The organism is Streptomyces sp. NTD91 (genome assembly GCF_059510455.1).
The window spans coordinates 261,465-284,093 of record NZ_JCAJZW010000005.1 but is presented as its reverse complement, the minus strand read 5'-3'; the positions used below and the strand labels follow the sequence as shown (position 1 = coordinate 284,093).

Sequence of the window (22,629 nt, the reverse complement as noted above, 5' to 3'; positions counted from 1 at the left end):
CGCACCGGACGCCGCTCCTCGACGGGCAAAGGTTGCCTGGCGTGGCCCTACGACGGCCCTGGACGCCAGGCCCAGGTGAGGGTCCACGACCGCAACGGTGTCGAGGTCGACGGGGTCTGGAACTGAGCGGACTCCCGGGCCCGGACGCGGACACGGGTCCGCGCGCGGCGGCCGTACGTCCTCGGTGGCGTGCGGCCGGCTCGCCGCGTTCTCCGCCATCTGCTCGACTCCGGTGATCCTGCTGTACGCACTGGTGGCACGGCGGCTGGGCGGCGGCTTCGCACTCGGCGGGGCGCCCAAGGGGTGAGCGGGAGATGCGGTCGAGGGGTGCACCGCAAGGGGCGATCCGCCCGTTGCACACCGAACGGCCGGAACTGTGCGTTCCGACAATCCGTGATCCTGTCCGAACCGACCGTAGCCGTCCCGTCACCGCGTCCGTAGCTTGTGCGGGGTGCGCCAACCCTCAGCTCCCCCGTTCAACGCCCCGGCGGCCCGCAGGCTGCGCGCCGCACTCGGCATGGGACCCGAGCACGTCGCCCACGGCCTGCGGGTGTGGTACGGGCTGCCCCATGTGACTGCCGATCTGGTGATCGCCTGGGAACGCGAAACCGTCGCCCCCGGCAACCAGGAACTGACCGCGCTGGCAGGAATGTTGTGGTGTTCCCCGGGTGAACTCCTCGGCCGGCCGCGGACCCTGCGCGAGCACCGCGTCACGCGGGCCGTCGCGGCGGAGGACGTCGCCCGTGCCGTGGACATGGACCTGCCCAGTTACCTGCGCATGGAGGAGAGCGGGCAGTGGCGGGGCAGCGAGCGCCAGTCGGCCGCGCTCGCCCGGGTGCTGGATCTCGCGCTGCCCGACCTCGTCGCCGTCACCGGCCACGAGGAGGAACTCGCGGATCTGCTGCGCAGCGCGGTGACCACCCGCTGGCAGGCCTACGTGCGGCCGGCGCGCAGGCTGGCACCCCTGGAGGGAGGCGTCCTCGAAGGAGTGCTGGAGCAGCTCCACGACGACTACCAGGGGCACATGGCCGCCACCCTCAGCTGGGGTGGCGGCAGCAGGCGCGCGAGCGAGTCCGGCAAGGAGTTCCTCGACCGGATCGTGGAGAACTTCTGGTCGGCGGTGCGGGACAGGACGGCCTAGAAGACCGACTCGGCCTCGTCCATGCGGTCCTTCGGGACCGTCTTCAGCTCGGTGACCGCCTCCGCGAGCGGCACCATGACGATGTCGGTGCCGCGCAGCGCGGTCATGCGACCGAACTCACCGCGGTGGGCGGCCTCGACGGCGTGCCAGCCGAACCGGGTGGCAAGGACGCGGTCGTAGGCGGTGGGGACGCCGCCGCGCTGGACATGGCCGAGGATGACCGGCTTGGCCTCCTTGCCCAGGCGCCGCTCCAGCTCGTACGCAAGGGCGGTGCCGATGCCCTGGAAGCGCTCGTGGCCGTACTGGTCGATCTCGCCCTTGCCGTAGTCCATGGTGCCCGCGGCGGGGTGGGCGCCCTCGGCGACGCAGATGACGGCGAACTTCTTGCCGCGGGCGAAGCGCTCCTCGACCATCTTGACCAGGTCGGCGGGGTCGAAGCGGCGCTCGGGCAGGCAGATGCCGTGGGCGCCGGCGGCCATGCCGGACTCCAGGGCGATCCAGCCGGCGTGCCGGCCCATGACCTCGACGACCATCACCCGCTGGTGGGACTCGGCGGTGGTCTTCAGCCGGTCCATGGCCTCGGTGGCCACCCCGACGGCGGTGTCGAAGCCGAAGGTGCGGTCGGTGGACGAGATGTCGTTGTCGATGGTCTTGGGCACACCGACGACCGGCAGGCCCGCGTCGGAGAGCATGCGGGCCGCGGTCAGCGTGCCCTCGCCGCCGATCGGGATCAGCGCGTCGATGCCGAACTCCTCGACCATGTCGGCGGCGCCCTCGCAGGCCTCGCGCAGCCGGTCGCGCTCCAGGCGGGAGGAGCCGAGGATGGTACCGCCGAGCGCCAGGATGCCGCCGACCGCGTCCAGGTCGAGCGTGCGGTAGTGCCGGTCCAGCAGCCCTCGGTAGCCGTCCTCGAAGCCGATGACCTCGTCCCCGTAGTGCGCAACCGCCCGGTGCACGACCGACCGGATCACGGCGTTCAGGCCGGGGCAGTCGCCGCCTGCGGTGAGAACTCCGATGCGCATCGTGCTGTGTCTCCTGCTCGCTGTCGTTACCGGTGAGCCGGTGTCGATTGTTTCACGTCCTCCGGTGCGGTGAGTCACTTGACGGGCGCCTTATCCGGCGGCGGGGGTATTGTCAAGAGGGTTCTGCTCACCTTGGTGGGCGATTTTTGTGCCGGAGACGCGGCCTTCGGAACCGACCAGGCCTGTGAGATGAGGAACGGAGTCGACGCGTGACGCGCAGCGTGTACGTGACCGGGATCGACCGCGGTGACGGCCGCCAGGTCGTGGAGCTGGGGGTGATGGAGCTCCTGACCCGCCAGGTCGACCGGGTGGGCGTGTTCCGTCCGCTCGTGCACGACGGCCCCGACCGGCTCTTCGAGCTGCTGCGGGCCCGGTACCGCCTCTCGCAGGACCCGGCCACCGTCTACGGCATGGACTACCCCGAGGCGTCCGCGTTCCAGGCCGAGCGGGGCACCGACGAACTGGTCTCCGCGCTGGTCGACCGCTTCCACCTGGTGGCGCGTGACTACGACGTCGTCCTCGTCCTCGGCACCGACTTCGCCGACACCCAACTGCCGGACGAGCTGTCCCTGAACGCGCGCCTCGCCAACGAGTTCGGCGCGTCCGTGATCCCGGTGGTCGGCGGCCGCGGGCAGACGGCCGAGGCGGTGCTCGCCGAGACCCGCAACGCCTACCGGGCGTACGACGGCCTGGGCTGTGACGTGCTGGCGATGGTCACCAACCGGGTGGCCCGCGAGGCCCGCGACGAGATCGCCGGGCGGCTCGCGAACCGGCTGCCGGTGCCCTGTTACGTCGTCCCCGACGAGCCCGCGCTGTCCGCCCCGACCGTCTCCCAGATCGTCCAGGCCCTCGACGCCAAGGTGCTGCTCGGCGACGACTCCGGGCTCGCCCGGGACACCCTCGACTTCGTCTTCGGCGGCGCGATGCTGCCGAACCTGCTCGCCGCCCTGACGCCCGGCTGCCTGGTGGTGACCCCGGGCGACCGCGCCGACCTGGTCGTCGGCTCGCTGGCCGCGCACAGCGCCGGCACCCCGCCGATAGCCGGCGTGCTGCTCACCCTGAACGAGGTACCGAGCGAGGAGATCCTCACCCTGGCCGCCCGGCTCGCCCCGGGCACCCCGGTCCTCTCGGTGGCCGGCAACTCCTTCCCCACCGCCGAGCGGCTGTTCTCGCTGGAGGGCAAGCTGAACGCGGCCACCCCGCGCAAGGCGGAGACCGCGCTCGGCCTGTTCGAGCGCTACGCCGACACCGCCGAGCTGGCCGCACGCGTGAGCGCCCCCAGCACCGACCGGGTCACCCCGATGATGTTCGAGCACAAGCTGCTGGAGCAGGCCCGCGCCGACAAGCGCCGGGTCGTCCTGCCCGAGGGCACCGAGGAACGGGTGCTGCACGCGGCCGAGGTGCTGCTGCGCCGGGGTGTGTGCGACCTGACCCTGCTGGGTCCGGAGGACCAGATCCGCAAGAAGGCCGCCGACCTCGGCATCGATCTCGGCGACACCCAGCTGATCGACCCGGCCACCAGCGAACTGCGCGACTCCTTCGCCGAGAAGTACGCGACCCTGCGCGCCCACAGAGGCGTCACCGTCGAGCTGGCCTACGACGTCGTCTCCGACGTCAACTACTTCGGCACCCTGATGGTCCAGGAGGGCCTGGCCGACGGCATGGTCTCCGGCTCGGTGCACTCCACGGCGGCCACCATCCGCCCGGCCTTCGAGATCATCAAGACGAAGCCCGAGTCCTCGATCGTCTCCTCCGTCTTCTTCATGTGCCTGGCCGACAAGGTGCTGGTCTACGGCGACTGCGCGGTCAACCCGGACCCGGACGCGCAGGCTCTCGCGGACATCGCCGTCCAGTCCGCCGGTACGGCGGCGCAGTTCGGCGTGGAACCGAGGATCGCGATGCTGTCGTACTCCACGGGCACGTCCGGCTCGGGCGCCGACGTCGACAAGGTGCGCGAGGCCACCGAGCTGGCCCGCTCGCGCCGCCCGGACCTGAAGATCGAGGGGCCGATCCAGTACGACGCGGCCGTGGAGCCGTCCGTGGCCGCCACCAAGCTGCCCGGATCGGAGGTCGCCGGGCAGGCCAGCGTGCTGATCTTCCCCGACCTCAACACCGGCAACAACACCTACAAGGCCGTGCAGCGCTCGGCCGGCGCGATCGCCGTCGGACCGGTCCTGCAGGGTCTGCGCAAGCCGGTCAACGACCTGTCCCGGGGCGCGCTCGTCCAGGACATCGTGAACACCGTCGCCATCACGGCGATCCAGGCCCAGACGCCCGCCAACTGAGTACAGAGAGCTTCCGAATCACCGTGACCGCGACCCGTGTCCTCGTCCTGAACTCCGGCTCCTCGTCGGTGAAGTACCAGCTCCTCGACATGCGCGACAAAAGCCGGCTCGCCGTCGGCCTGGTCGAGCGCATCGGCGAGCAGACCTCCCGGCTGCGGCACACCTGCCTCGTCGGCGGCGACACCCGTGAGCAGACCGGGCCGATCGCCGATCACGACGCCGCGCTGAAGGCCGTCGCCGAGGAGCTGAGCCGGGACGGCCTCGGCCTCGACTCGCCGGAACTGGCCGCGATCGGGCACCGGGTGGTGCACGGCGGCATGTTCTTCACGGAGCCGACCGTCATCGACGACGCGGTGCTCACCGAGATCGAGCGGCTGATCCCGGTCGCCCCGCTGCACAACCCGGCCAACCTGATCGGCATCCGCACCGCCCGGGGGCTGCGCCCCGACCTGCCCCAGGTCGCCGTGTTCGACACCGCGTTCCACACGACGATGCCGGAGTCGGCGGCGCGCTACGCGATCGACCCGAAGATCGCCGACCGGTACCGCATCCGCCGCTACGGCTTCCACGGAACCTCGCACGCCTACGTCTCCCGGGAGACGGCACGGCTGCTGGGCAAGGACCCCTCCGAGGTCAACGTGATCGTGCTGCACCTGGGCAACGGCGCCTCGGCGTCGGCGGTGGAGCGGGGCCGGTGCGTGGACACCTCCATGGGGCTCACGCCTTTGGAGGGACTGGTGATGGGTACGCGCTCCGGTGATGTGGATCCGGCCGTCATCTTCCATTTGGCCCGCGTTGGGGATATGTCCATGGACGAGATCGACACTCTCCTCAACAAGAGGAGCGGTCTGTTCGGTCTGTGCGGGGACAACGACATGCGGGAGATCCGCCGCCGGATCGACGAGGGCGACGAAGGGGCCGCTCTCGCGTTCGACATTTACATTCACCGGATCAAGAAGTACATCGGCGCCTATTACGCCGTGCTCGGCACGGTGGACGCGGTCGCGTTCACGGCCGGGGTCGGCGAGAACGCGGCGCCCGTACGGGAGGCGGCGATCGCGGGCCTTGCGGGACTCGGTCTCGCGGTCGACCCGGACCGGAACGCGCTGCGAGCGGACGGGGCCAGGCTGATCTCTCCCGACGATGCGCGTGTCGCGGTCGCCGTGGTGCCGACGGACGAAGAACTGGAGATCGCGACGCAGACCTACGCACTGGTCGGAAAGAACAACTGAATAGCAGCACCTGAGCGGTGTGCCACTCATTTGTATCTTCCGCCAGACGGAATATTCCGTAGCGAAACAAACCGATAGGATCGCCCCATGCGCCGTTCGAAAATCGTCTGTACTCTCGGCCCCGCGGTCGACTCCCACGAGATGCTCGTCGCCATGATCGAGGCGGGCATGAACGTGGCCCGGTTCAATTTCAGCCACGGCTCCCACGCCGAGCACCAGGCGCGGTACGACCGCGTCCGGGCCGCCTCCAAGGAGACCGGCCGGCCCATCGGCGTCCTCGCCGACCTGCAGGGTCCGAAGATCCGCCTGGAGACCTTCGCCGAGGGTCCGGTCGAACTCGAGCGCGGTGACGAGTTCGTCATCACCATCGAGGACGTCCCCGGCGACAAGCACATCTGCGGTACGACGTACAAGGGGCTGCCGGGCGACGTCGCGCGCGGCGACCAGATCCTGATCAACGACGGCAACGTCGAGCTGAAGGTGCTGGACGTCGAGGGCGCCCGGGTGAAGACGATCGTCATCGAGGGCGGTGTCGTCTCCGACCACAAGGGCATCAACCTGCCCGGCGCGGCCGTCAACGTGCCCGCGCTGAGCGAGAAGGACGTCGAGGACCTGCGCTTCGCCCTCCGCATGGGTTGCGACCTGGTCGCGCTGTCCTTCGTCCGGGACGCCAAGGACGTCCACGACGTGCACCGCGTCATGGACGAGGAGGGCCGCCGGGTCCCGGTCATCGCCAAGGTGGAGAAGCCGCAGGCGGTGGAGAACATGGAGGACGTCGTGATGGCGTTCGACGGCGTGATGGTCGCTCGCGGCGACCTCGCCGTCGAGTACCCGCTCGAGAAGGTCCCCATGGTGCAGAAGCGCCTGATCGAGCTGTGCCGGCGCAACGCCAAGCCGGTGATCGTGGCGACCCAGATGATGGAGTCCATGATCACCAACTCCCGCCCGACCCGCGCCGAGGCCTCCGACGTCGCCAACGCGATCCTGGACGGCGCCGACGCGGTCATGCTGAGCGCCGAGTCGTCGGTGGGCGCCTACCCGGTCGAGACGGTCAAGACCATGTCGAAGATCGTCACCGCCGCGGAGCAGGAGCTGCTCTCCAAGGGCCTGCAGCCGCTGGTGCCGGGCAAGAAGCCGCGCACCCAGGGCGGTTCGGTGGCCCGCGCGGCCTGCGAGATCGCCGACTTCCTCGGCGGCCGGGGCCTGATCGCCTTCACCCAGTCCGGTGACACCGCGCGCCGCCTCTCGCGCTACCGAGCGGTCCAGCCGATCATCGCCTTCACCACGGACGAGAACACCCGCAACCAGCTCACCCTGAGCTGGGGTGTGGAGCCGCACGTCGTGCCGTTCGTGAACACCACGGACGAGATGGTCGACCTGGTCGACCAGGAGATCGACAAGCTGGACCGCTTCGACGCGGGCGACACGGTCATCATCACCGCCGGCTCGCCCCCCGGCGTTCCCGGCACCACCAACATGCTGCGCGTCCACCACCTGGGCACGCAGACCAACTGACAAGCTCCACAAGGGCGTTGTACGGCGCTGAGGGCGCCCCCTGGACCAGGGGGCGCCCTCAGGCGTGTGCGGCTCCCGAACGGGCTTCTTGAGACCGGTCAGTCGGTCGTGTACATATGCATGCCGGGCACGTGCAGGTTGCCGCCGAACTGTGCCGCCTGCACCACGTGGACGTTGGTGAAGTAGATCAGCGGGAGGTTCAGCGGGGGCGGGCTGTCGGGGCTGAAGGTCATCGGGATCAGGCCGAACAGGTTGCCCGAGATCTTCTCGGTGTACATCACCGTGGAACCGCCCCTGATGGTGGACGTCGAGCCCTTGGCCGCCTGCACGTGGTAGGTCTTGCCCGAGAGCTTGTCGTCCACCGTCTGGTGCAGGTCGCCGATGTCGGTACCGTCGGAGATGACGTACTTCAGCACCTTCTTGGTGGTGCCCGAGGCCGTCTTCACCTCGACGATGCCCTGATAGTCGGCGCCCTTGAGCAGCAGCGAGCTGGCGCTCAGGTACCAGGGGTCGTCCGCCACCGGCACCTTGTTGTCGACGCCGCCCTCGTCGGTCGTGGCCGCCGGGCAGTTCTCCGCCGAGGTGCTCGAGCTCGCCGAGGGGCTCGGCGTGGCCGACGCGGCTGCTTCCTTGACCGCCTTGGTGGCGTCCGTGGCCGTCCTGGAGACCGTATCGGTGGTCTTCTTCAGCGTGTCGCCGACCGTCTTGGTGGTCTTGGAGACGGTGTCGGAGAGCTTGGAACCGGACGACGAGTCCGACGCCGAAGGGGAGGACGAGGAGTCCGTCGACGCGCTCGCCGAGGGGGTCGCCGACGGCGCCGGGCTCGCGGACGAGCTGCCGGAGCCGCTGCCGCCGCCGAGGATGCCGCCGAGCGTGTCGCCGAGGGTGCCCAGCAGACCGCCGCTGCTCTTGGACGCGGTCGGCGTGGGCGTGGCCGAGCCGTCGCCGGAAGCCGACGACGAGCCGGACGAACCCGAGCCCGAGCCGGACGAGCCGGAGGTCGCGGTCGGCGTGGGTGTGGCCTTGTCGCCGGAACCTGAATCCGACGAAGAGGCCGTGCTGGTGCCACCGGACGACGTGCCCTTGGAGTCCTTGGCGTCGGTGCTCGCCGAGGGCGACGGCGTAGCCGTGTCACCGCTCTTCGAGGCGGACGGCGAGGGCGAGGAGGAGGCGTCCTTGGAGCTGTCCAGCGCCGTGACGCAGTTCTTGTACTCGTCCGCCGTCAGGCTCTTGGCCGTCGTCGACGGGGAGGGGCTGCTGCCGCCCCCGGCCGCCAGGGCCAGCGAGGACGTGAAGCCCATGCCCATCAGCACCGCCGTCGGCATCGCCACGGAGGCGATCGCCTTGCCGGCCGGCATGTGGAACCTGGTGAACAGCGGCTTTCTGGGTGCCGCGTGGCGGGGGGCGGATCTCGCGCGGGACCCGTCCACATCGGTCCCGCGGGTCACCTCGTCAGCCGGCACTGTGCCTCCCGTTCGCCCCGTTGGCCGGGCTCGTTCCTGACAGGTCGTTCGCCTCGTGCCCGCCGTCCACGCCCTTGTCGGACACCGGAGCGGCCTGCGGGGCAGCGTCCTCGGCAGCCGGCTGCTGCGCGGGCGCGCCCGGAGCCCACGCCACGGCCATCGCCCCGCCGATGAGGGCGAGAAGGAAGCCCATGACGAAGCCACCGAAGTTGGACACGGGGATGGACACCAGCGCGAGCAGGATCGCGGCCACTCCGGCGAAGACCCGTACGTGCTTCTGGAACCAGAGGCTGATGCCCAGGACGATCAGCAGCACGCCGATGATCAGGGACCCGGCTCCCGCGGTGGTCGCCATCGCCAGCGTGAGATGGCCGAGCTGGAGGTGGGCGTACGGGAAATACATGATCGGAAAGCCGCCGAGCACGACGAACAGTCCGGCCCAGAACGGACGCGTGCCCCGCCAGGCGCGGAACTGCAGCCTCCGGCGGGTGAACTGGCCGGGTGCGGCGGCAGAGGTCTCGGCGCTCATGGAAAACAGCTCCCTGGTGCGGCGTTGCTGTGGTGGTGATGTGTGGCGCGTGTGAAACACGGCCGGAGAGTGGACGGGCGGGGGCGCCACCGGCTCCCCCGCCCATCACTGTGTGCTCAGTAGCACTCGTGCGTACCCGTCGACAGCGACATGTGCAGACCACTGAGCTTGAAGGTACCCGCTGTGGTCGCCCACGCCGTCTGCTTGACGCCGCTCAGCGTGGCCGAGTCGGCCTGCTGGGCGAATCCGTACGGGTTGGCCTGCTCGCCGCCGCCCTTCATGCCCGGACCCTTGCCGGCGTCCTTGGCGGCAACACCGATGTCGATGTTGTTGAAGGTGGCGTCGGCGTTCAGGTCGGCAACATCGATGTAGATGTTGTCTGCCTCGACCTTGTCGTGACCCGCACCGCCGGCCCGCAGGATCAGGCTGACGCTGCCGAAGATCGGCACGTCCGGGGTGACCACGGACTGGCACAGGTTGGTGATCTCGGCGTGCTTGAACGCCGAGACGGCCACCGGGTGGGCCGTCTTCTGACCGTCCAGCGTGTAACCGCTGTCGATGGCGCCGTACTGCTCGAAGCCGGTGCCCACGAGCTGGTCGGCGGACACCTTGAACGACTGACCGGACACGCTGAACGAGGCGGCGAGAGCACCCTGCGCGAGGGCGACACCTATGCACGCCGTGGCGGCAACGCTGGGCACCATGACCACAGCGAACCGCTTCCATCTGGTCCCGCCACGCACCTGGGACTCCATATTTCCTCCTTCTCGGACGTACATCTCCTGGCCCGGGCTCGCCGCCAGACGGCGGCTCGACCAGGCAGGGATGGGAGAAGTGCTACGTCCTCGGGAAGGAGAGCGCCCGCGCTCGGTGGCGCGAACCGCGCCCGAATCACCGGCGATCACCCCCGAGCGACAACCACTGGTCGCGCCTGACACGCATCACGCACAACCTTGCTTGGACAGGCTTCGCCGGGTGGGCGAAGACCCCCCTGCCCTAGAGCCGGCGCCACTGCCGCCGGCTCTGCTCGGTGGGGACCCAGAGTCTCCCGTGACCCGACCGGCTGCCGGGGTGTGGGAATGGACCGAGCGTCGCCGATCGTGGTGCATTCTCGCGCCGGGCACAAGGGGGTTCGTTACTGGCTAGTAACGGCCGGATAACCGGAGGACGACCGACCGATCTCGGAGTGCCACGCTGGGTGGTAATCCTGGGCAGAGCAAAGCCGTTGATCCCTGGACGAATCCAGACAGACCAACGGCCTCGACTTACTCCGAGTAACAGCTCGCCCGATTACCAAGATTTGGCAAAGGGCGACCACCGTGACGACTCGTCGGCAAACCTTTCACCCCGGCATCACAAGCCGTGGCGTTTAGGGACTGGTCAGAACAGGGCGCGCGCGAGCGCCCTTCGCGCGCCCACCACACGGGGATCCTCGGGTCCCACGACCTCGAACAGCTCCAGCAGCCGGCGCCGCACGGTGTCCCGGTCGTCACCCACCGTACGCCGCACGGTCTCGATCAACCGTCCGAACGCGTCCTCGACATGACCACCCACCAGGTCCAGGTCGGCGGCGGCGATCTGCGCGTCGACGTCGTTCGGCTGCTGCGCCGCCTCCTGACGGACCCTCTGGGGGTCGAAGCCCTGCACGCGCTGGAGCAACTCCGCCTGTGCGAGGCCCAGTTTCGCCTCCGGGTGGCCCGGGTCGTCGGCCAGCACGTTCTTGTACGCCTGGATGGCGCCGCCCAGGTCTCCGGCGTCCAGCGCCTCGGCGGCGGCGTTCAGCGCCGCGTCGTACGGCCCCGCCTGCTCGACGGCGGCGTCGCCGGGCCGGGCTTCCGCGTCGACCGTCAGACCCGTGATGCCGAACCGCTGCTCGGCCACCTGCACCAGCTGGTCCAGGGTCTGCCGGATCTGCTGCTCGGCGGCCGCACCCTGGAAGAGCGGCAGCGCCTGTCCGGCCACGACGGCGAAGACGGCCGGGATGCCCTGGATCCCGAACTGCTGCATCAGCATCTGGTTGGCGTCGACGTCGATCTTGGCGAGGAGGAAGCGCCCGTCGTACTCGACGGCCAGCCGCTCCAGGACCGGGCTCAGCTGCTTGCAGGGCTGACACCACTCGGCCCAGAAGTCGATGACGACGGGGACTTCGGCGGACCGCTGCAGGACATCGCGCTCGAAGCCCGCCTCATCGACGTCGATGACGAGATCGGCCGGGGCGACGGCGCCCGTGCCGCCCTGCCGGGCGGCCTCGGCGCGCGCCTGCTCGGCCTTGGCCTTGGCGTCCTGGGCCGCCTTCACCGCGGCGAGGTCGACGACGCCGCTCATGGACATGTTCCGTGGCTGCATGCGTCTATCCTCCCCCGTTGCCGCGTCGAAATGAAAAAGCACCGTACGCGGGCGCCGGGTCCCCACCCGCGCCCTCATGGTCATCGCGTGCGCGCGCCTCGTGTACGTCCGTCACAAGCCGCCCCACGCTTTCGCTACGAGTCGTAGCGTAATGCCATCGGGAGGCCGCACGACACCACTACCCGGTGATCTCCCTCACGACCGCACAGATCCCGCCGGTTATGGTCGAGGGATGCAGAGCCGCACCCCCGCCAGCCGTACCGGGCGCCCGCGCAGCGCCGCGGCGGACACCGCGATCCTGGCCGCGACCAGGCGGGCTCTGGTGGAACTCGGCTGGTCCAAGCTCACCCTGGGAGACGTGGCGACCCGGGCCGGGGTCGCGAAGACGACCCTGTACCGCCGCTGGTCGGGCAAGCACGAGCTGGTGTGCGACGCGGTGGCGGAGCTCTTCGACGAGCTGGAGCTTCCCGACCGCGGCAGCCTGGCCGCCGACATCGAGGGCGTGGTGCTGCAGTTCGCGGCGATCCTGGCCCGTCCGGAGGCGAAGAGTGGCCTGATGGCGGTGGTCGCCGAGTCCACCCGGGACGACGCGCTGCGCGAGCGCATCCGCGCCTCCATCGTGGAACGCCAGATGCGCCTGGTCCTGCAGGGCCGCGCCCGCGCCGAGAGCCGCGGCGAACTGCCCCCGGTGCCCGAGCCGGAGGAGGCCGCCCGCACGGTGGAGCTGATCTTCGACGTGGTGGCGGGCGCGGTGGTGCACCGCACCCTGGTGAGCGGCAAGGCGGCGGACGAGGAGTGGGTGCGCGACTTCACCCGGGTCCTGCTGCACGGGCTGGCCTCGTCCGCCTGAGCCGGCTGCGGGCGTGCCTGACGATTGGCGTCGTCGCCCGAAGGGCGGCGGCCCGGCGTCAGGTGCGTGCTCCGGGGATCCCCCGGCCGAAGGCTGCGGGGAGTGCCGCCCCCAGGCCCTCGTACTGGACGGACCTGGGTCTGGGGCCGGTGCGGCGAGAGGGCACTGGCGCCCCGGCAGGCAACGTCTGCCCGTCGAGGAGCGGCGTCCGGTGCGTGCTGTCGCGTGCCGGCCGGAAGCCCTCGTACGGGGCGTACTCGGGCTCTCGGCCGGTACGGCGAGTGCGGGCACCTCCCACGCCCCCAGGCAGTGGGGGAGCGTGCCGCACGTCGCGACGGGACGAACGTCGCCTGTCGGGGCACCAGGGCGTGTGTCGAAAGTCCCGTCTGGTCCGCGACGCCTGGCACGGCACCTCGCCGCGTTGTCGGGATCGTCCCCGTACGCCCGGTACGAGGACGACCGGCCCTCCGCCTTGCGATGCACCGCACCAGACGCCGCGGACCCCGCCCTCCGGGCGGACGACGCCACTTTCGAAACACGCCCTAGAAGCCCGCGGGCTCCGTGTACACGCCCCACTCGTCGCGCAGCACCCCGCAGATCTCGCCCAGCGTCGCCTCGGCCCGTACGGCGTCCAGCATCGGCTCGATCATGTTGGAGCCGTTCCGGGCGGCCGTCAGCATGCCGTCCAGGGCGGCGCGCACGGCCGCGTCGTCCCGGGCGGACTTGCGCTCGGCCAGCACCCGCACCTGCTCGCGCTCCACCTCGTGGCTGACCCGCAGGATCTCCAGGTCCCCGGTGACGGAACCGGTGTGGACGTTGACGCCGACGACCTTCTTGTCGCCCTTCTCCAGCGCCTGCTGGTAGCGGAAGGCGGACTCGGCGATCTCGCCGGTGAACCAGCCGTCCTCGATCCCGCGCAGGATCCCGGAGGTGATCGGCCCGATGGGGTGCTGCCCGTCGGGGTGCGCCCGCAGGCCACGCTCCCTGATCTGCTCGAAGATCCTCTCCGCGTCGGCCTCGATCCGGTCCGTCAGCTGCTCGACGTACCACGAACCGCCCAGCGGGTCCGCCACGCCCGCGACCCCGGTCTCCTCCATCAGCACCTGCTGGGTGCGCAGCGCGATCTCCGCGGCCTGCTCGCTGGGCAGCGCGAGGGTCTCGTCGAGGGCGTTGGTGTGCAGCGAGTTGGTCCCGCCGAGGACGGCCGCCAGCGCCTCCACGGCCGTGCGGACGACGTTGTTGTACGGCTGCTGGGCCGTCAGCGACACACCGGCCGTCTGCGTGTGGAACCGCAGCCACTGCGCCTTGTCGCTCCTCGCGCCGTACACGTCCCGCATCCAGCGGGCCCAGATGCGGCGCGCGGCACGGAACTTGGCGATCTCCTCGAAGAAGTCGACGTGCGCGTCGAAGAAGAAGGACAGGCCCGGGGCGAAGACGTCCACGTCCAGGCCGCGGCTGAGCCCCAGTTCGACGTACCCGAAACCGTCCGCGAGCGTGTACGCCAGCTCCTGGGCGGCCGTCGCGCCGGCCTCACGGATGTGGTAGCCGGAGACGGACAGCGGCTTGTACGCGGGGATGCCGGCCGCGCAGTACTCCATCAGGTCGCCGATGAGGCGCAGATGGGGCTCGGGCTCGAACAGCCACTCCTTCTGCGCGATGTACTCCTTGAAGATGTCCGTCTGGAGCGTGCCGTTGAGCACCGACGGGTCCACGCCCTGCCGCTCGGCGGCGACCAGGTACATGCAGAAGACCGGCACGGCCGGACCGCTGATGGTCATCGACGTCGTCACATCGCCCAGCGGGATGTCCTTGAACAGGACCTCCATGTCGGCGGCGGAGTCGATGGCGACGCCGCAGTGGCCGACCTCGCCGAGCGAGCGGGGATCGTCGGAGTCGCGCCCCATGAGCGTCGGCATGTCGAAGGCGACGGACAGTCCCCCGCCGCCGGCGGCGAGGATCATCTTGTACCGCTCGTTGGTCTGCTCGGCGTTGCCGAACCCGGCGAACTGCCGGATCGTCCAGGTGCGCCCGCGGTAGCCGGTCGGATGGAGCCCGCGCGTGAAGGGATACTCCCCCGGCCAGCCGATCCTCTCGAATCCCTCGTACGTGTCACCTGGCCGGGGCCCGTACACCGGCTCCACCGGGTCGCCGGAGAGCGTGGTGAAGTCAGCGTCGCGCTTGCGTGCGGCGTCGTAGCGGGCCTGCCAGCGGCGGCGGCCCTCCTCGATGGCGTGAGCGTCCATACCATCGAATTTACTTGGACGTCCTAGTAAATGTCGATGCGAGACCACCATCCGGCAGCGTGGGCAGGGCCACATCGGCGGGCACCGGCCCCGCCGCACGGCGCCCGTACGGCGGTGCCGGACCAGCGCCTGCCGTCCTGGGCCCTGTGGTCGAACTGCCGCCCACCCCGCCCTTCGGGCGGACGACGGGAGTTCGACGAAAGGATCTCTAGACCTCGGCGACGGCCGGGGCCCGGTCGGCGACCTTGGCCTCCAGCTCGCGGCTGATCCTGCGCTCGACGAAGAAGGCGGCGGTGGGAATCGTCCCCGCGAGCAGCACCCACAGCTGCTTGCCGATCGGCATCTTCGTCTTGGAGCCCAGGTCGAAGGCGACGACGAGGTAGACGACGTACAGCCAGCCGTGGGCGATGGCGACGACCCGGGTCACGTCGGCCGCACCGCTGATGTCCAGCCCGTACTTCGCGATCATGCTCAGGCACAGCAGCACCAGCAGGACACCGGTGGTGTAGGCCATGACGCGATAGCGGGTCAGCACGCTCTTCTTCATGGAGTCGAGCGTAACCACCCGCTCCGGGCGATCTTGCCCGGGGTGGCTCCTGGGCTCAGTCGTCCTCGAAGTCGCCCGCCGCGATCCGCAGCGGGCGGAGCATCGCGAAGATCTCCGCGCACTCCTCGGTGTCGTACACCCCGAGCCCGAAGTCCATGGCCATCAGGTCGCGGGTGGCCGCGTCGACCACCTCCCGGCCCTTGTCGGTGATGACGGCGAGGGTGCCGCGGCCGTCGTTGGGGTTGGGGCGCTTGGCCACCAGCCCCGACCTCACCAACCGGTCCACGGTGTTCGTCACCGAGGTGGGATGCACCATGAGCCGCTCCCCGATCTTGGACATGGGCAGCTCACCGGCCTTGGAGAAGGTCAGCAGCACCAGCGCCTCGTAGCGCGCGAACGTCAGTCCGTACGGCTTGACCACCGCGTCCACCTCGGCGAGCAGGATCTGCTGGGCTCGCATGATCGAAGTGATCGCGGCCATGGGCGGCACGTTTCCCCAGCGCTGCTTCCAGAGCTCGTCGGCGCGGGCGATGGGGTCGAAGGGGAGGCTGAGTGGCTTCGGCACGTCATCAGACCCTACCGGCCGGTCATATTCCGGGCAGCCCCGTCTCGGCTTTCGGTCGCCGCTCGCAGGCGCGGCCGACCCTCACCTCACCCGTACGCCTCCAGCCTGCGCAGCACACGCGGCGCCCGGGCCCGGGTGACCGGTGCCCGCAGGCACCGGCGGGCGGCGGGCGTCGCGGCCAGCGGGGCCTTGAAGAGCGCGAGCGACCCGGCGAGCACCAGCATCAGCGGGCACAGGTATGCCACGGCGTCCGCGAAGGAGCCGAAGAGCCGCAGCAGCGACTCCCGTCCCAGTCCGGTCAGGCACACGGTGAGGACAACCGCCCGGACGGTCACCTCGAGGATCCAGTTGAGCAGGGCCCGCTCGGGCGTGATCCCCCGCTCCAGCCACAGCCGGAGCCGGTCGAAGGACCACGCCGTGGCCCAGCCGGCCATCGGCCGCAGAAGCACCCGGTCTGCGACCGCGCCGAAGGCGCCCCCGCGGGGGCGGTACTCGTACCCGGTGAGCAGCCGCACGCCCCGCGTGTCGGGCACGTAACGCCAGTAGGCGCTCGCCTCGGCGATCGGGGAGAGCGGGTGGGAGGAGGAGAAACGCAGGGCACACACGCGCGTGCCGTCCGCCCGGTCGCGCTCGCCGGCCGCGACGCCGGTGGCGGGCACCGTGAGGAGGGGCAGCACGCGCCAGGCGCAGGCGAAGCGGCGCGGCCCGCCCGCCGTGCCCGCAAGGGGTTCGATCGACCGGAAGCGGAGGTCCCAGCGCAGGCGTGTGACGGGGTCCTGGGTGCGCGCCCACAGCTCGTCGAGGTCGGCGCGTATGTGTGTCTCTCGGTAGAGACGCATGAAGTTCCCCCAGGCCAGAATGCGAACTCGAGCGATCGCTCGGATGATCAGGAGGGGAACGTACACCTGCCTCCGACGACCGCCCAAAAGGGGTCCGCTACCCCGCCAGGTGCCGTTCGACGGTCTCGACCTTGGAAGTGAGTCCGTCGGTCACGCCGGGCCGGATGTCGGCCTTGAGGACGAGCGACACGCGCGGGACGCGCGCCTCCACCGCGGCGACGGCACGCCTGACGACGTCCATGACCTCGTCCCACTCGCCCTCGATGGACGTGAACATGGCGTCGGTGCGGTTGGGCAGCCCGGACTCGCGGACCACGCGGACGGCGTCGGCGACGTACTCCCCCACGTCCTCGCCGACGCCGAGGGGCGTCACGGAGAAGGCGACGATCACGCGTTCACGATCCCTTCCTTGCGGGCGCGGGCGGCGATGATCTCGTTCTCGGCGGCGCGCTTGAGCTTGCGTTCGGCGAAGAAGCCCCCCGTGGGCAGCACGGAGAGGACGAAGTAGAGCAGGCCGGTCCGCAGCGGCCACTTGGCACGGTTCCAGGCGTCCGCCCAGAAGATGACGTACAGGATGAACAGCACGCCGTGGACCGCGCCCATGACGGGGACCGCGTTGAAGTCGGTGGTCCGCTTCAGCACCGAGCAGACGAGGAGGATCAGGAAGGACACGGCCTCCGGGGCCGAGACCAGGCGGAGGCGGCGGAGGGCGGTGGCGGTCTTGATGTCCACGGATCACCTTCGGTGGGAGTTCTCGCGACGGTCTGCGGTTACGGTCCGTCGGCGGCGGGCTGCAGTTTGTGAACGCACGCACAAGCGTCCCCCATTGTGGCAAACGGCTGCCCCAGGGGTCCGCTCAGGGTCGGTGTCCACCCACGGGCCCTGTTCCGTCCACCCGCCGCGCCGCTACTTTCACTGCGTGGCGATGTTCCGACTACAGGGCAGCAAGGTGCTCGCCGTCGACATGACCGGGGACGCCGTGAAGGCGAAGAACGGCTCGATGGTCGCGTACGACGGGCAGATGAGCTTCAAGAAGCTGAGCGGCGGCGGCGAGGGGCTGCGCGGGATGGTGACCCGGCGGCTCACCGGCGAGCAGATGACGGTGATGGAGGTGAAGGGGCACGGCACGTGCTGGTTCGCGGACCGCGCGACCGAGATCAACCTCGTGAGCCTCCAGGGCGACAAGCTGTACGTGGAGGCGAGCAACCTGCTCGTGACGGACGCGGGACTGCGCACGGGCACGACGTTCACGGGGCTGCGCGGCGCCTCGCAGGGCAACGGCCTGTTCACGACGACCGTCGAGGGGCACGGGCAGGCGGCGATCATGTCCGACGGGCCGGCGGTGGTGCTCCGGGTCAGCCCGCAGTACCCGCTGATTGTCGACCCGGGTGCGTACATCGCCCACCAGGGCAATGTCCGGCAGTCCTTCCAGTCGGGCGTGACGTTCCGCACGTTCTTCGGGGAGGGCGGCGGCGAGGCCTTCCAGATCCGCTTCGAGGGGGACGGCCTGGTGTACGTGCAGCCGAGCGAGCGGAACACGATCGCGGGGGATCTGTAGCCATGGCCTTCCGCGAGATCAACTCCAAGATGGTGGAGGCGACCGTGCTGCCCGGGCAGCGACTGTTCAGTCAGCGCGGGGCGATGCTCGCCTACAGGGGGGATGTGTCCTTCACGCCGAACCTGCAGGGCGGCCAGGGCGGACTGATGTCCATGATCGGGCGCAGAGTGACGGGCGAGGCGACCCCGCTGATGACCGTCGAGGGCCACGGCACGGTCTTCTTCGGGCACGGCGGCCACCACGTCCACGTGATCCACCTCACCGGCGACACCCTCTGTGTGGAGGCCGACCGCCTGCTCGCCTTCGAGGGCACGCTGCGCCAGGGCACGATGTTCATGGGCTCGCAGGGAGGGGTGATGGGCCTGGTCCGGGGTCAGGTCACGGGGCAGGGCCTGTTCACCACCACCCTCCAGGGCCAGGGCTCGGTCGCCGTGATGGCGCACGGCGGCGTCTTCGAGATCCCGATCACTCCCCAGCGGCCGGTCCATGTGGACCCGCAGGCCTATGTCGCCCACCACGGCGACGTCCGCAACAGGCTCTCCGCCGCGCTCGGCTGGCGCGAGATGGTGGGCCGCGGCTCCGGCGAGGCCTTCCAGCTGGAGCTGAGCGGGAACGGCACGGTGTTCGTCCAGGCCTCGGAGGAGAAGCTGTGAGCACGCACGGAGGCATGTACGGCACCCCGGGCGGCCCGGTGGTGCACGACCCGATGACGCTGCCCGCCGACGACAACGTGAACAAGTACACGTTCTGCGTCGAGCTCAAGAGCGGGGAGTGGTTCCTGCAGAAGGGGAAGATGATCGCCTACTACGGGGCGATCGAGTTCAACGGCATCGGGCACGGCCGATTGGACCGACTTGTCCGCACGTCGTTCCATTCGCCACTGCACGCGAGCGACTGGGTGGTGGCGGCCGGCTCGGGCAAGATGCTGCTCGCCGACCGGGCCTTCGACGTCAACTCCTACGACCTGGACGACGGGAACTTGACCATTCGCGCGGGCAATCTGCTCGCTTTTCAGCCAAGTCTGTCGCTGAAGCAGTCGATCGTCCCGGGGTTTCTGACCCTTATCGGAACCGGAAAGTTTGTGGCCGCATCTAACGGACCGGTGGTGTTCGTGGAACCTCCGATCCGGGTCGACCCTCAGGCGCTCGTCGGGTGGGCCGACTGCCCGTCACCGTGCCATCACTACGACCACGGGTATCTGACGGGTGTGCTGGGCGGTCTACGTGCGATGACGGGCCTGGGCGGCGTGTCCGGGGAGGAGCACCAGTTCGAGTTCGTGGGCGCCGGAACGGTCCTGTTGCAGTCGACGGAGACCCTGATGGAGGAGACGGCGACGGGGGTCGTCCCCTCCGGACCGGGGGTGCCGGGGGGTGGCGTTCCGGGGTCGGGCGGACACGGTCCGCAACCTTCGGGTGCACCGCGCCTTCCCGGACAGCTGGGGGACCTCCAGCGTCGCTTCGGGCTGTGAGCGGTAGTCTGCGGAGTGTGACGTCGAACGCGTGCGCACAGTCACACCATCCGAAGTAGTTCGCCATTCAACTTCTTAGGTAGACTTCATTCATGGAGACCGAGACGGCCACGCGCTGGCTGACCGATGCGGAGCAGTGCGCCTGGCGCACCCACCTGGAGGTCAACAGGCTGTTGACGTACCAGCTGGAGAAGGATCTGCAGCCGTTCGGCCTGACTATGAACGACTACGAGATCCTCGTGAACCTGTCCGAGTCCGACGACGTACGCATGCGGATGAGCGACCTCGCGTCGGCGACCCTGCAGTCCAAGAGCCGGCTCTCGCACCAGATCACGCGGATGGAGAACGCGAACCTGGTGCGCCGTGAGAACTGCGAGTCGGACCGGCGGGGGCTGTACGCCGTGCTGACCGAACACGGCATGGAGACGATGAAGAAGGTGGCTCCCCACCACGTCGCCTCCGTGCGGCGGCACTTCATCGATCTGCTGTCACCGGAGGCGCTGACGGAACTGGACAAGGCGCTGAAGCCGATCGCCGAGCACCTGAGGGGGCAGCGGGGGCGTCCCTGAGCGGTGCGGGGTGCGGCAGCGGGGCGGGCGGGCAGTCCGGCACCGACGGATGCCGCCGCACCCCGTCAGGGCCGGACGGGGCCGATCATGCGGCTTCGCCGCGTGGACGCGGTCCGCCCGCCACGGCCCGCACCCCGCGACGGCGGTACGAGGCCACGGCGGGCAGCACGGCCACCGCCCCCGCCAGCAGGAAGCATCCCTCGAGGGGGAGCCTGCCGATGAGCAGCCCGGTCACCAGTGCTCCGGCCGAACTCCCGGCGTTCACCCCGGTGTTGACCCACGCCCCCGCCCGGGTCCGCGAAGCGCCGTCCGCCAGTTCCGCGGCCAGCAGATACGCCGTGGTCAGGAGAGGGGCGATGAACGCCCCGGCGAGAGCCATGACCCCGGCGAGGGTCCACACGCCGGGTGCCAGACCCGCCACCGCGATCACCAGGCCGAGCCCCGCGGCGAACCCGCACAGCCGTGCCCGGGCCGGCGCCCGCCACGCCACCGCCCCGTTGAGCAGACCGCCGACCGCGCTCCCCGCGGACAGGGCGCCCAGGACCCACGGGACCGGCCCTGCGCCGTACGACCGTGCCGTGGCGAACGCCGTCACCAGCAGTCCCACCCCGCTCAGCGCCAGTCCCGCCCCCGTCACCACGGCGACCGGCGCCAGCAGGCCGGAGAGGGTGCCGCGCCCCTTTCCAAGGACGGTGCCCCGAGGGCCGGGCAGCGCCGGGGAGGTGACGAAGACGCACGTACCGCCCACGATCAGGACCGCGCTGAGCAGGATCCCGGACGCCGGCGGGGCGACACCCGTCAGCGCGCCGACCAGGGCCGGGCCGGAGACGTAGAGCAGTTCCTCGGCGACGCCGTCCAGTCCGTAGGCGCGGACCAGCGTATCCGGTTCCGGAGCCAGTTCGGCCCATACCGCACGCATGGCCGGCCCCAGCGGAGGTGCGCACGCGCCCGTGAGGGCCGCCGCCGCGGCGAGGGCCGGCGGCGGTGCCCCGGGGCGCCAGGTCAGCGCGGCCAGCACGCAGAGCAGGACGCCGTACAGCAGGGCCATGGGCGGCAGCGTGCGCCGGGGACCGTACCGGTCGGTCAGGGAGGCGCGCCACGGCATCAAAAGGACCGCCGTGGCGCCGAACAGGGACAGCACGAGGCCGGATACGGCGTAGGAGCCGGTGGACCGGGTGACGGACAGCAGCACCGCCAGAGAGACCGTGCCGTAGGCCAGGCGGGCGGTGAGGGCGGAGGCGAAGGTGCGGCGGGCGTGGGGCAGGCGCAGTACGGCGGCGTACGTGGGCCGCGCGACGGCATGTGTGGACATGCTGATGTTCCTCTGGTGGAGGCGGAGGAGCGGACACCGAGGGACGCGAGGGCCGGTGGTTCGTCACGGCCTCGCGGTCCGGGGTGCGCTCTACGCCAAGGAGAGGAACATGGCCGCCAAGTTAGCAGCAGGGCCGGCCGGTCGGCGATCGGTCAGCCCTGGGTCAGGCCCGCGACCAGCTCGTCCGCCGCGCGGTACGGGTCCAGCTCGCCGGCGACGATGCGCTCCGCGAGCGCGCTGAGGCGGCGGTCGCCGTGCAGGTCGCCGATGCGCTCGCGCAGCGCCGTCACCGCGATGGTCTCCACCTCGCGGGCCGCGCGGGCCCTGCGGCGCTCGGCCAGCACCCCGCGTTCCTCCATCCACGCCCGGTGCTTCTCCAGGGCCTCGACGACCTCGTCGACGCCCTCGGCACGGGCGGCGACCGTCTTCACGATCGGCGGACGCCAGTCGCCGGGGCCACGGGCCTCGCCGAGGCCCAGCATGTGGTTCAGTTCGCGGGCGGTGGCGTCCGCGCCGTCCCGGTCCGCCTTGTTGACGACGTACACGTCGCCGATCTCCAGGATGCCCGCCTTGGCCGCCTGGATGCCGTCACCCATGCCGGGGGCCAGCAGGACCACGCTGGTGTCCGCCTGGGAGGCGATCTCGACCTCCGACTGGCCCACGCCCACCGTCTCGACCAGGATCACGTCGCAGCCCGCGGCGTCGAGGACCCGGATCGCCTGGGGCGCGGCCCAGGCGAGGCCGCCCAGGTGGCCTCGGGTGGCCATCGAGCGGATGTAGACGCCCGGGTCGGAGGCGTGCTCCGACATGCGGACGCGGTCGCCGAGCAGGGCGCCGCCGGAGAAGGGCGAGGACGGGTCGACGGCCAGGACGCCGACCCGCCTGCCCTGCTTGCGGTACGCCGTGACGAGCGCGGAGGTCGAGGTCGACTTGCCGACCCCCGGGGAGCCGGTCAGGCCCACCACGTAGGCGTTGCCGGTCAGCGGGGCCAGCGCCGCCATGACCTCTCTGAGCTGCGGGGACGCCCCCTCCACCAAGGAGATCAGCCGGGCCACGGCCCGCGGCCGGCCTTCCCTGGCCTGGGCCACCAGAGAGGAGACGTCCTGCATCAAACAGCTCCGTTCAGTTCACAGACGTACAGATGC

At 70.5% G+C, this 22,629-nt stretch carries 22 protein-coding genes and 1 pseudogene; 10 read left to right on the top strand and 13 right to left on the bottom strand.

Going from position 1 to position 22,629, the window contains the following annotated elements; genetic code table 11:
- Window positions 1–184: 184 nt before the first annotated feature.
- Together AC5WRT_RS08850 and AC5WRT_RS08845 are read left to right on the top strand one after the other, a co-directional pair.
- Window positions 185–307: pseudogene (locus tag AC5WRT_RS08850) on the top strand (carbohydrate ABC transporter permease); the annotation flags it as partial.
- A 144-nt stretch (window positions 308–451) separates the two neighbouring features.
- Window positions 452–1,141 (top strand): helix-turn-helix domain-containing protein, encoded by a 690-nt coding sequence (locus AC5WRT_RS08845; protein WP_496093455.1) that lies wholly within the window; start codon window positions 452–454, stop codon window positions 1,139–1,141.
- Here the strand turns inward: AC5WRT_RS08845 and AC5WRT_RS08840 are convergent.
- Entirely contained in the window at window positions 1,138–2,163 is a 1,026-nt protein-coding gene (locus tag AC5WRT_RS08840) for an ATP-dependent 6-phosphofructokinase (RefSeq protein ID WP_496093456.1), read from the bottom strand. The genes AC5WRT_RS08845 and AC5WRT_RS08840 overlap by 4 nt on opposite strands.
- Window positions 2,164–2,372: 209 nt before the next feature.
- Between AC5WRT_RS08840 and pta the strand changes: the two genes are divergently transcribed.
- The 3 genes from pta (at window position 2,373) to pyk (ending at window position 7,195) form a co-directional block, all read left to right on the top strand.
- Window positions 2,373–4,448: a phosphate acetyltransferase gene (pta, locus tag AC5WRT_RS08835; protein WP_496093457.1), complete on the top strand. Its 2,076-nt coding sequence runs from the start codon at window positions 2,373–2,375 to the stop codon at window positions 4,446–4,448.
- A gap of 23 nt (window positions 4,449–4,471) precedes the next feature.
- Window positions 4,472–5,680, top strand: a complete 1,209-nt coding sequence (locus AC5WRT_RS08830) for an acetate kinase (protein WP_496093458.1) — start codon at window positions 4,472–4,474, stop codon at window positions 5,678–5,680.
- Between the two features lie 87 nt (window positions 5,681–5,767).
- The gene (pyk, locus tag AC5WRT_RS08825; RefSeq protein ID WP_496093459.1) at window positions 5,768–7,195 is read left to right on the top strand and encodes a pyruvate kinase; all 1,428 of its coding nucleotides are present in this window, start codon (window positions 5,768–5,770) and stop codon (window positions 7,193–7,195) included.
- Between the two features lie 98 nt (window positions 7,196–7,293).
- Here the strand turns inward: pyk and AC5WRT_RS08820 are convergent, their stop codons facing one another.
- From AC5WRT_RS08820 to AC5WRT_RS08805, 4 genes are all read right to left on the bottom strand, one after another.
- Entirely contained in the window at window positions 7,294–8,658 is a 1,365-nt protein-coding gene (locus AC5WRT_RS08820) for a hypothetical protein (protein ID WP_496100096.1), read from the bottom strand.
- Window positions 8,648–9,187, bottom strand: coding sequence for a DUF6114 domain-containing protein (locus AC5WRT_RS08815; protein WP_496093461.1), 540 nt, complete (start codon window positions 9,185–9,187; stop codon window positions 8,648–8,650). Before AC5WRT_RS08815 ends, AC5WRT_RS08820 begins: the two co-directional genes overlap by 11 nt.
- A 116-nt stretch (window positions 9,188–9,303) precedes the next feature.
- Entirely contained in the window at window positions 9,304–9,942 is a 639-nt protein-coding gene (locus tag AC5WRT_RS08810; protein WP_496093462.1) for a DUF6230 family protein, read from the bottom strand.
- 625 nt (window positions 9,943–10,567) lie between these two features.
- Window positions 10,568–11,533 carry a tetratricopeptide repeat protein gene (locus AC5WRT_RS08805; RefSeq protein ID WP_496093463.1) on the bottom strand — a complete coding sequence of 322 codons (966 nt, stop codon included), beginning with the start codon at window positions 11,531–11,533 and terminating at the stop codon, window positions 10,568–10,570.
- Window positions 11,534–11,765: 232 nt separating this feature from the next.
- Between AC5WRT_RS08805 and AC5WRT_RS08800 the strand changes: the two genes are divergently transcribed.
- A complete protein-coding gene (locus AC5WRT_RS08800; protein WP_496093464.1) occupies window positions 11,766–12,383 on the top strand; it encodes a TetR/AcrR family transcriptional regulator in 618 nt (205 codons plus the stop codon).
- A gap of 542 nt (window positions 12,384–12,925) precedes the next feature.
- On the opposite strand, the gene icmA is transcribed toward AC5WRT_RS08800, so the two are convergent.
- From icmA to AC5WRT_RS08770, 6 genes are all read right to left on the bottom strand, one after another.
- Entirely contained in the window at window positions 12,926–14,626 is a 1,701-nt protein-coding gene (gene icmA, locus AC5WRT_RS08795) for a coenzyme B12-dependent isobutyryl-CoA mutase large subunit (protein ID WP_496093465.1), read from the bottom strand.
- Between the two features lie 208 nt (window positions 14,627–14,834).
- Window positions 14,835–15,173 carry a DUF3817 domain-containing protein gene (locus AC5WRT_RS08790; protein ID WP_496093466.1) on the bottom strand — a complete coding sequence of 113 codons (339 nt, stop codon included), beginning with the start codon at window positions 15,171–15,173 and terminating at the stop codon, window positions 14,835–14,837.
- A 55-nt stretch (window positions 15,174–15,228) separates the two neighbouring features.
- Window positions 15,229–15,738 (bottom strand): MarR family winged helix-turn-helix transcriptional regulator, encoded by a 510-nt coding sequence (locus AC5WRT_RS08785; RefSeq protein WP_496093467.1) that lies wholly within the window; start codon window positions 15,736–15,738, stop codon window positions 15,229–15,231.
- Window positions 15,739–15,824: 86 nt separating this feature from the next.
- Window positions 15,825–16,577, bottom strand: coding sequence for a hypothetical protein (locus AC5WRT_RS08780; RefSeq protein WP_496093468.1), 753 nt, complete (start codon window positions 16,575–16,577; stop codon window positions 15,825–15,827).
- A 97-nt stretch (window positions 16,578–16,674) separates the two neighbouring features.
- On the bottom strand, window positions 16,675–16,968 hold the full coding sequence (locus AC5WRT_RS08775) for an MTH1187 family thiamine-binding protein (RefSeq protein ID WP_496093469.1): 294 nt from the start codon (window positions 16,966–16,968) through the stop codon (window positions 16,675–16,677).
- Window positions 16,965–17,309: a DUF3817 domain-containing protein gene (locus AC5WRT_RS08770; protein WP_496093470.1), complete on the bottom strand. Its 345-nt coding sequence runs from the start codon at window positions 17,307–17,309 to the stop codon at window positions 16,965–16,967. Before AC5WRT_RS08770 ends, AC5WRT_RS08775 begins: the two co-directional genes overlap by 4 nt.
- A 193-nt stretch (window positions 17,310–17,502) precedes the next feature.
- Here AC5WRT_RS08770 and AC5WRT_RS08765 point away from each other — a divergent pair, with 193 nt between their 5' ends.
- The 4 genes from AC5WRT_RS08765 to AC5WRT_RS08750 all read left to right on the top strand — a co-directional run bounded on the left by AC5WRT_RS08765 (window position 17,503) and on the right by AC5WRT_RS08750 (window position 20,172).
- Window positions 17,503–18,135 (top strand): AIM24 family protein, encoded by a 633-nt coding sequence (locus AC5WRT_RS08765; RefSeq protein WP_496093615.1) that lies wholly within the window; start codon window positions 17,503–17,505, stop codon window positions 18,133–18,135.
- 2 nt (window positions 18,136–18,137) lie between these two features.
- Window positions 18,138–18,788, top strand: a complete 651-nt coding sequence (locus AC5WRT_RS08760) for an AIM24 family protein (RefSeq protein WP_496093471.1) — start codon at window positions 18,138–18,140, stop codon at window positions 18,786–18,788.
- 14 nt (window positions 18,789–18,802) lie between these two features.
- A complete protein-coding gene (locus AC5WRT_RS08755; protein ID WP_496093616.1) occupies window positions 18,803–19,603 on the top strand; it encodes an AIM24 family protein in 801 nt (266 codons plus the stop codon).
- A 92-nt stretch (window positions 19,604–19,695) separates the two neighbouring features.
- Window positions 19,696–20,172: a MarR family winged helix-turn-helix transcriptional regulator gene (locus AC5WRT_RS08750; protein WP_071376406.1), complete on the top strand. Its 477-nt coding sequence runs from the start codon at window positions 19,696–19,698 to the stop codon at window positions 20,170–20,172.
- Between the two features lie 85 nt (window positions 20,173–20,257).
- Here the strand turns inward: AC5WRT_RS08750 and AC5WRT_RS08745 are convergent, their stop codons facing one another.
- Together AC5WRT_RS08745 and meaB are read right to left on the bottom strand one after the other, a co-directional pair.
- Window positions 20,258–21,484: an MFS transporter gene (locus AC5WRT_RS08745; RefSeq protein ID WP_496100095.1), complete on the bottom strand. Its 1,227-nt coding sequence runs from the start codon at window positions 21,482–21,484 to the stop codon at window positions 20,258–20,260.
- 152 nt (window positions 21,485–21,636) lie between these two features.
- Window positions 21,637–22,593 carry a methylmalonyl Co-A mutase-associated GTPase MeaB gene (gene meaB, locus AC5WRT_RS08740; RefSeq protein WP_496093474.1) on the bottom strand — a complete coding sequence of 319 codons (957 nt, stop codon included), beginning with the start codon at window positions 22,591–22,593 and terminating at the stop codon, window positions 21,637–21,639.
- Between the last annotated feature and the right edge of the window lie 36 nt (window positions 22,594–22,629).